At 72.1% G+C, this 7,021-nt stretch carries 7 protein-coding genes; 1 reads left to right on the top strand and 6 read right to left on the bottom strand.

Annotated elements, in window-relative coordinates; all coding sequences use genetic code 11:
* Positions 1-168: 168 nt before the first annotated feature.
* The 6 genes from ABZ622_RS38640 to ABZ622_RS38615 all read right to left on the bottom strand — a co-directional run bounded on the left by ABZ622_RS38640 (position 169) and on the right by ABZ622_RS38615 (position 6,435).
* Positions 169-1,098, bottom strand: a complete 930-nt coding sequence (locus tag ABZ622_RS38640; protein WP_360551521.1) for an STM4011 family radical SAM protein — start codon at positions 1,096-1,098, stop codon at positions 169-171.
* Positions 1,099-1,106: 8 nt separating this feature from the next.
* Complete coding sequence (locus ABZ622_RS38635; protein ID WP_360551519.1) at positions 1,107-2,471, bottom strand: STM4012 family radical SAM protein; 1,365 nt, start codon at positions 2,469-2,471, stop codon at positions 1,107-1,109.
* Positions 2,468-3,283 carry an STM4013/SEN3800 family hydrolase gene (locus tag ABZ622_RS38630; RefSeq protein ID WP_360551525.1) on the bottom strand — a complete coding sequence of 272 codons (816 nt, stop codon included), beginning with the start codon at positions 3,281-3,283 and terminating at the stop codon, positions 2,468-2,470. Before ABZ622_RS38630 ends, ABZ622_RS38635 begins: the two co-directional genes overlap by 4 nt.
* A gap of 82 nt (positions 3,284-3,365) precedes the next feature.
* Positions 3,366-4,520, bottom strand: coding sequence for an STM4014 family protein (locus tag ABZ622_RS38625; protein WP_360551517.1), 1,155 nt, complete (start codon positions 4,518-4,520; stop codon positions 3,366-3,368).
* Positions 4,501-5,472: an STM4015 family protein gene (locus ABZ622_RS38620; RefSeq protein WP_360551515.1), complete on the bottom strand. Its 972-nt coding sequence runs from the start codon at positions 5,470-5,472 to the stop codon at positions 4,501-4,503. Before ABZ622_RS38620 ends, ABZ622_RS38625 begins: the two co-directional genes overlap by 20 nt.
* A 6-nt stretch (positions 5,473-5,478) precedes the next feature.
* Positions 5,479-6,435, bottom strand: coding sequence for an STM4015 family protein (locus tag ABZ622_RS38615; protein WP_360551513.1), 957 nt, complete (start codon positions 6,433-6,435; stop codon positions 5,479-5,481).
* Between the two features lie 191 nt (positions 6,436-6,626).
* Between ABZ622_RS38615 and ABZ622_RS38610 the strand changes: the two genes are divergently transcribed.
* Positions 6,627-6,953, top strand: coding sequence for a hypothetical protein (locus tag ABZ622_RS38610; RefSeq protein WP_360551511.1), 327 nt, complete (start codon positions 6,627-6,629; stop codon positions 6,951-6,953).
* Positions 6,954-7,021: the final 68 nt, after the last annotated feature.

The raw sequence follows: 7,021 nt of genomic DNA, 5'->3' as shown, positions 1-7,021 counted from the left end.
CGTGCCCCGGTGCCGCACCTCGCCGCGTTGTCGTCGGTTGCCATGGCTCCTTCCCCAAGCTCTCGACTCCGCTCGAGCAGGGGAGACCCCATCTGCCGCCCTCCTCCGCCTTGCGATGCACGACACCGGACCCCGCTCCCTGATCCGACCTGATCCAAACGAAAGACCCTAGGCGGCGTCCGGGTCCGTGGTGCCGTCGCTCGCCCGACCCGCCTGAAACTCAGGCGGTCCGGCGAGCGACGGCGGCACAGCCGCCGGGATCCGCTCCAGCACCCCGCCCGCGAAGACGTCGTACAGCGGCAGCGTCTCCAGGTGCACATAACCGATGTGGCAGTCGCAGACCGCCAGCGGACAGGCGCGCGGACCGAGCGCCCGCCGGTAGCTCCCGTCGTAGAGATTGCCCAGCTCCGCCGCCACGAAATGACAGCGCCGCACGGTGCCGTCGCCGTCCACCGAGATGACCGACTCACCGGTCCGGCAGGGCAGCCCGGCCGACCGGTGCGGATGTCGGCTGTACGGGAAGAGCGGGTCGATGGCCGTCCAGCGCTCTGCCTCCGCGTCCGAATACGTGTGGCCCTCCGCCGCGTTCACCCAGAGATAGACCTCGTCCGGCAGCGCGGCGCGCAGCCGTCGCGCCTCGTCGAGATGGTCGTCGAGCCCGACCACACCGACACTGTGCCGGATGCCGAGTGCGGCCAGCTCCTCGCACTTGGTGAGGAACCGCTCGTACGGCGTCTGTCCCGGGTGGTATGTGCACCACAGCGCGATCTTCTCGCGGCCCGCCCCACCGGCCTCGGCCAGCCACCCCGTACGACTGCTGATGTTGGTCTGGATCGCGACCCGGTGGATGTGCGGCAACCGCGCGAGCTCGACCAGCGCACGGCGGTACCAGGAGCGGACCAGCCCCTCGCCCCACGGCGTGAACAGCACCGAGATCCGGTCACCGGTCTGTGCCGCGGCCCACGCCGTGAACCGCTCCAGCGCGGCCCGGTCCGCGCGCAGCTGCTCCCGGCTGTCGCGCCGCTTGGCGAACGGGCAGTACGGACAGTCGTAGTCGCACGACGAAAGCGGTCCGCGGTAGAGGATCGTCAGGTCCATCGGCGTACTCACTTCAGCTCGTACGCGGCCATCGCGGCGCGTACACCGGGGGAGAAGAGCTCCGGGCCCAGCGCGTCGGAGTGGGCCAGGCCCTTGGGGGAGAGCCGCAGCAGCCCGGACGCCCCGGCCGGCCCGTCGAGCCAGCCGCGCGCCTCGAACCGGGCCAGCTCAAGGGGGAAGTCGTCGGCCGGCGAGGTGCCGAACCGGTCCCGGTAGTCGGCCAGTGGCAGCCCCTCGGCCTGGAGCACCGACTGAAGGAGGTGGCGCCGGCGCGCCTCGTCGCCGTCGACGTACCGCCCGACCTCCGCGCGCGAGAAGTCCTCGGTGGCGGTGTATCCGTCGATGATCGCCCGGACCTCCCGCATCTCCACCGCGTAGTCGAAGGAGTAGTGCAGCTCGGTGGTGTACGAGCGGGCGCCGCAGCCCAGGCCGATCATGCCGTCGGTCTGGCAGGCGTAGTCGTCGGGGCCGTCCGTCCGCGGGGCGTCGGCGCGGCGGAACATCCGCATCGAGACCTGCTCGTAGCCGTGGGCCAGGAGGTGGTCCCGGCCCGCGCGGTACAGCCGCAGCCGCTGTTCGTCCCAGGCCGCGTCCGCCGCGGCCTCGCCGTCGGCACCGAGCCGTCCCAGCCCGGTCAGGGGGCGCACGTACAGCGGGTAGAGGTACAGCTCCTCCGGCCGCCAGCCGAGCGCGGCGTCCAGCGAGGTGCGCCAGCTGTCCTCGGTCTGGCCGTCGATGCCGTAGATCAGGTCGATGTTGAGGACCGGGATGCGGGCCTCGCGTATCCGGTCCAGGGCAGCCTCCACGTCGGCCCGCCGCTGCGGACGCACGGCGGCCCGCGCCTCGGCCTCGACGAAGCTCTGCACCCCGATGCTGATCCTGGTCGTACCCCGGTCGGCGAGAACGGCCAGCCGGTCGGCCGTCGCGGTCGACGGCGAGGTCTCGACCGAGAGCGGAACGGACCGCAGATCGGCGCCCATCCGCTTCTCCGCGATGTCGCAGAGCCGCTCCAGCTCCGCCGCGGTCAGGAACGTGGGCGTACCCCCGCCGAACGCGGCCGCGGCGAACCGCACCGGCCCGTCGTCGCCCAGCGCGTCCCGGACGGCGGTGGCCTGCCGGTCCAGCGCGTCGAGGTACCGGGTCGTCAGCTCGTCGGGAGCGCCGATCCGGGTGAAGAGGTTGCAGAAGCCGCAGCGGACCTCGCAGAACGGTATGTGGAGGTAGAGCGAGAGCGCGTCCTTGCGCTCGTCGGCCCACAGCCCGCGCAGGTCCGGCCGGTCGGCGAGCGGCCGGTAGGCGGTCTTGTGCGGGTAGGCGTACACATAGCTCTGGTACGGCCGTACGGCCGGTGCGGCGGTCGTGGTGCGGCTCATGGTGCGGTGGCCCCCGGGTCCAGGAAGAAGTGCGCGTACGGAACGGTCCAGACGGACTCGTGACCGAGCCGGTGCCCGGTGTAGCCGTCGTCCCCGTACGCCGTGCCGTGGTCCGAGCAGACGATGGCGAAACAGCGGCGGCGGCTGCTCGCGGCGGCGAAGAGCCTGCCGATGTGGGCGTCGACGTACTCCAGCGCCGCGGCGTGGGTGGCGCGGGAGTCGCCCGCCTCGCGGGTGGCGCCCGGCCGGTGGAACCAGTTGGGCTGGTGCAGGGCGGACACATTGACGAAGAGGAACAGCCGCTGCTCCGCCGGGAGTCCGGCGACGACCTGCTCGGCGCGCGTCACCTGCGCCTCGAAGGAGGTGGGCGACGCCACACCGAACTCCGGCTCCCAGTGGCTCTCCTGGAACATGTCCGGCAGCACCGAGCCGAGCGGCGGCCGGCGGTTGAAGAAGCCGACGCCGCCGATGCACACCGTGCGGTAGCCCACGCCGGCGAGGCCGGACAGCAGGTCCGGCGTGTCGAAGACGAAGGTGCCCGAGGCAGTGGATTCACTGCCCGCGAAGCGCGCCGCGAACAGCCGGGGGTGCGGCCCCGGGCCGACCGGTGTCGGCAGGAATCCCGCGAAGATGGCCTGGTGGGAGGCGTAGGTGAAGCTTCCCGGCGCATGCCGTTTCTCCCAGACGCCGCCCGGCAGATGACGCGCCAGATTCGGAATGCGCCCTTCGGCGGCGAGCTCCACCGCCACGTCGTGGCGCAGTGTGTCGAGGGTGACGAGCAGCAGATCGTGGCTGCCCACGATCCCGCTCATGTCCGGCTCGCCCATGCGCGGCTCGTTCGTGCCCGGCTCGCCCGGGTCCGGGTTCTGGGCGTCCACGGGGGTGGGCGGGGTGTCAGGCGGTGGCGGTTGCACGGTTGTTCCTTGCTCTGTTCTGTACGGCGGCGACCTGCGCCGCGTACGTGTCCATTCCCTCGGCGCCGCTGCCGGGAAGCCCGGTCAGGCGCGGCAGCAGGTCACCGAAGGCGTTGACCTCGCCGACGGCGAAGCGCCGCCAGTCGGTCGAGGGCAGCAGATCGACGCCCACGCACAGGGTGCCCGGGAAGCGGGCGGCCGCCCGTTCGCACACGGCCAGGGCCCCGGTCCAGCTGCCGCCCGCCGCCTCGACGGCCGTGCGGACGGCGTCGAGGTCACCGCGCTCGCCGCCGAGGTGAAGATTGGTCATGGGGGAGCGGCTGGTGCGCACCACGGCGTGGGTGGCCCGGCCCGCCACCACCACGACCCGCAGGTCCGTCGCCCGGCCGTGCCGGGTGGCCTTGGGCAGCCAGCGCTCGATGTGCAGCCCGTCGGGCGCGAGCGCGTCGACGATCGCCGCGATCTCCGGCTCCGTCGTGATGCGGCGCACCCGCAGGGAGTTGAAGAGCCGGCCGGACGCGTCGCGCTCCACCGACGTGGTGGCCCTGATGCGGCCCGGACCGGCCGTCTCCACGGCCAGGACCCCCGAGGCGGACGAGCCGTGCGCGAGCTTCACGAAGACCCTGGACATGCCGTGGTCCGCCATCCGCTCGCGCACGTCCGCCCAGTCCCGCACCACGGACGCCGCGGCCCCCGAAGTCGCGGACTCCGGGACCGGTACCCCGGCACCGTCCAGCACGGCATGGCAGAGCCGCTTGTCGAACAGCACCGCGACGTCGTCGGGATCGTCGAGCAGTTCGGCACCGGCAGCGGCCGCCGCCCGCGCCACCGTCCGCACGGCCGAGGTGAACCCGGCGTACCACCGGGCGGTCCCCTCGACCCTGGCCGGATCCCCGACCGCGCGAAGCAGCCGCTCCACCTCGGTGTCCTCACCGGGGGAGTCCATCCGCACGGTCTCGCCGGGCCGGAAGGAGGCTTCGCCGCGCAGGACGTCGAGCCAGGGCACGACGCGCGCCGCGGGCAGCCCGGCGGCGCGCACGGCGTCCTGGAAGAGCGTGACCCGGCGGTTCCCGGGCACACCCACGACGGCGAAGCGCGGCGCCGGGCCCGCCGTACTACTCGCTGACGGCGACATAGCGGTCGTCGTCCTCTTCCGGATCCCAGTACTCGACCTCGTCCACCTCGCCATTCACCCGGTCCGGACCCAGGAGCTCGCGCAGGCGGTCCACCAACGGGTCGCTCATGTAGTGGTGGTGCAGGTCCAGCGAGGTCAGATGGGTGAGCGGCTGGCCCGAGAGCAGCGCTTCGGCACCTTCGTCGCCCAGTGTCCCCATCGAGAGGGAGAGCGACTCCAGCCGGGCGACGACCGGCGCGGAGGCCACGGCGGCCGCGATCTCGTCCTGGATCTCACTGTTCTGCAGCCCCAGATGGCGCAGGGCGGGGAACGTCGCGCCGGCCAGCAGCGGAGCGAGGTCCGCGACCGTGGTGTCACCGCCGTACTCGGTGACACCGAGCCAGAGTTCGAGGCGTTCCAGCGCGGGCAGTTCGGAGGCGCCGATCGCCCGCACGATGCCGGGCGGCAGCCCGCCGGACTCGAACGTCAGCGACCTGAGCGACTTGTGCCGCACCGGTCGCAGACCGAGCGACGGGCGGCCGTCGCCCTGCCCGCCGCACCCGCGTGCCGTCAGCTCCTCCAGCTCGCCGAATGCCTCGACCACCGGGGTCAGGTCGCACATCTTCAGCCACGACAGTTCGCATTCCTCGCTGACGACATCGGCGAGGAAGAGGGCGCGCAGGGCCGGGAAACGGTCGGCGTGACCGACCAGCAGATCCAGGACCGGTGTGAAGGGCTCGTACTCCTCCTGCCACCAGGGGCCGATCAGCAGGGCCCGCACCCGGGTGGTGTCGACCGTGTCGACGAAGTGCCGCCACAGCGTGGCGAACGTCAGCTCGCCCTGCCAGGCGCTCTCCAGCCGCCACGCGACCGAACCGGCGTCCGGGAGCGCGCCGCCGGAAGCCCGACCGGGTCCGGGAAGGGTGTGGACCGGCAGGCCGTGAAACGTCTCGGGATGCTCGATGTCAGTCACCGCGCCTCACTCCGCGACCGAGGTGTAGCGGCCTTCGACGCCGCGGTTGCCCCAGGGCGTCTCGCGCTCCGAAACGTCGACCCGCACGCCGTGCGGCTCCAGCGCCTGCACGATCCGGCGCTCCACCGGCTCGGTCATGAAGTGGTGGTACAGGTCGAGCTTTTCGAGATGGGTGAGCGGCTGGCCGTCCAGCAGCGCCGCCGCGCCTTCGTCGCCCATGGTGCCGTTCGACAGGTCGAGGACGCGCAGCTGCGCGACGACCGGGGCGGAGGCCACCGCCGCCGCGATCTCGTTCTGCACCTCGCTGTTGCGCAGACCGAGATGGGTGAGCCGGGGGAAGCGGGTGCCGGAGAGCAGCGGGGCCAGGTCGGCCACATCGGCGTCGCCCCCGTAGGCGGAGACACCGAGCCACAGGTCGAGCCGCTCCAGCGCCGGCAGCTCGCTGTCCAGAATGCCGCGGATCACGCCGACGGGCAGACCGCCGGTCTCGATGGTCAGCGAACGCAGCCGCTCGTGCTTCGAGGGCGAGAAGACCAGATCGGTGCCGCCGCGCACACCCAGTTCGAGCAGACCGGGGAAGGCATTGAGCAGCGCCGTGACGTCCGACTGCTCGATCCAGGAGATCTCGTTCTCCTCCGAGGTCATGTCGCCGACGAAGACGGCCTCCAGCGAGGTCAGCCGGTCCGCGGCGGCGATGATCAGATCGATCGGGTACGACGACTTCACCTCGTACGCCTCACCCCACTGACCCACGATCAGTGCCCGCACACCCGCCGGGTCGACCGCCTCCAGGAACGCCTTGAAGGCCTCCTCCCAGGTCACTTCGGGATCGTCATCGTACGGATCGACCGAGATGCGCCAGGCTGCCGCACCGGCGGCCTGCACGGGCGCCTCATCCGTGGCGTGCTGGAAATCGACAGCGGGAAGGCCGAGCAACTCGTGCAGATGGTCCACACCGGACATGACCCTGAGCTCCTGGTACTGGGGGACGGCTGATGTCCACAAGGTTTATCAAGCCGCACTGACAACGGCGCGACCGGGACCGCCGCTGCCGTCCGCCGGGTCCGGTCGGCCGCCGGTCGATTGTCAGACCCGCCCCTTAGCGTTTTCTCCGTGGCCGGCACAGCGGGTGCGGCCATCGAGGGGAGACGTCTGTGTACCGGCAGGGCGATGTACTGATCGTGTCGTTGGAGGAGTCGGCGGTGCCCGCGCATCTCGTGGACGCCCCGGGTGAGCCGAGGGACGGCCGGGGGCGCATGGTCCTCGCGCTGGGCGAGGTCACCGGGCATGCCCACGCGGTGCAGGGGCCGGGCCGGCTGATGAGGGAGGCGGGGGTGTTCGGGCCGATGCTGCTCCATCTCCCCGAGGGCGGACGGGTGGTCCACGAGGAGCACGCGACGATACCGCTGTCGAAGGGCTGGTACCGCGTGGTGCGCCAGCGTGAGTACGCGCCGGGGTCGGTCCGCATCGTCGCGGACTGACGGCGGGCAGAGCCCGGCGGCGGCGGACCGGGCAGGGAAGCGGAGGTCCGGCGGCGCACGCCGCGCCG

The sequence above is a fragment of the Streptomyces sp. NPDC007164 genome, from assembly GCF_040634135.1.
Lineage (GTDB): Bacteria > Actinomycetota > Actinomycetes > Streptomycetales > Streptomycetaceae > Streptomyces > Streptomyces sanglieri.
This window is presented reverse-complemented; position numbering and strand designations above follow the sequence as displayed.